2 protein-coding genes are annotated in these 1,574 nt (G+C 70.2%); both read left to right on the plus strand.

The features are described from left to right. Window positions 1–248 (plus strand): YciI family protein (locus tag AC1D1G_RS45035; RefSeq protein WP_477956924.1); only part of this gene is annotated, 248 nt, incomplete at its 5' end. Window positions 249–254: 6 nt separating this feature from the next. Continuing rightward, window positions 255–1,400: an RNA polymerase sigma factor gene (locus AC1D1G_RS45040; protein WP_477956925.1), complete on the plus strand. Its 1,146-nt coding sequence runs from the start codon at window positions 255–257 to the stop codon at window positions 1,398–1,400. Window positions 1,401–1,574 lie beyond the last annotated feature (174 nt).

The raw sequence follows: 1,574 nt of genomic DNA on the forward strand, positions 1-1,574 counted from the left end.
AGGCACTCTCCCCGGAGGGCACGTTCGTCCGCTACGACGGCGAGGGGCGACCGCCGATCACCGACGGCCCGTTCGCGGAGACCAAGGACCTGATCGCCGGCTGGATGGTGATCGACGTCGAGACCCACGAGCGGGCACTCGAACTGGCCGGCGAGCTGTCCGCGGCCCCGGGTGCGGATGGGAAACCGATCCACGAATGGCTCGAGGTGCGTCCGTTCCTGGCCGCGCACCCGACCGTCACGGAGTGACGCACGGTGGACGACGCCCTTCTGCGGACCCTCACCCCCACCGTGATCGGCGTCCTCGTTCGTCGCGGAGCAGACTTCGCGGCGGCCGAGGACGCCGTGCAGGACGCTCTGATCGAGGCCGTGCGTGCGTGGCCGGACGACCCGCCGCGCGACCCCAAGGGTTGGCTGGTCACCGTGGCCTGGCGCAAGTTTCTCGACGCCACGCGCGCGGATTCCTCGCGGCGGCACCGCGAGGTACGTGTCGACGCCGAGCCCTCCCCCGGCCCGGGCGAGGCGGTGGACGACACACTCCAGCTGTACTTCCTGTGCGCGCACCCGTCGCTGACACCCGCTTCGGCCGTCGCGCTGACGCTGCGCGCGGTCAGCGGCCTGACCACGCGTCAGATCGCGCAGGCCTACCTCGTGCCCGAGTCGACGATGGCCCAGCGGATCAGCAGGGCCAAGCGGACCGTCTCGGACGTGCGGTTCAACCAGCCCGGTGACGTCGCGACGGTGTTGCGCGTGCTCTACCTGGTCTACAACGAGGGCTATGGCGGCAGTATCGATCTCGCCGCCGAGGCTATCCGGCTTACTCGCCAGCTGGCGGCCAAGACCAACCACGAGGAGGTCGCGGGCCTGCTCGCGCTCATGCTGCTCCACCACGCACGGCGCCCGGCGCGGACCCGCACCGACGGCAGCCTCGTGCCTCTTGCCGAGCAGGACCGCAGTCTGTGGGACACCCGCCTGATCGCCGAGGGCGTCGTCGTACTCCAGTCGGCCCTCGCCCGCGACCGACTGGGCGAGTTCCAGGCCCAGGCCGCCATTGCTGCGCTCCACGCCGACGCCCGGACGTCCGCGGAGACCGACTGGGTGCAGATCGTCGAGTGGTACGACGAACTGGTGCGCCTCACCGACAGCCCGGTGGCCCGCCTCAACCGGGCCGTCGCCGTCGGCGAGGCAGATGGCCCGAGGGCGGGCCTGGCCGCCCTGTCGGGGCTCGACCCCGCTCTGCCCCGGCACTCCGCGGCCGCGGCGTACCTACACGAGCGTGACGGGGACCCGGCCACCGCAGCACGGCTCTACGCCGAAGCAGCCCGGTCGGCGCCCAACCTCCCCGAACGGGACCACCTCACGCGACAGGCCGCTCGGCTCAACGCACACCTGCGTAGTTGAGCAGCGACCACACCGTCTCCTATGCGCTGGTTATGTGGTGATCGGCTATGGAAAGGAACTGTGCTGGTTGTGGTGACGACGGTTGCTGCGAGCGTTGGCGACCCCGCGAGTTCGTTAAAACAGGGTGTTCCGTCACGGTCCGAGTCAAATACCGACGACGGAAGAAGATGAAGG

It is taken from the genome of Rhodococcus sp. P3_B8 (assembly GCF_056402775.1).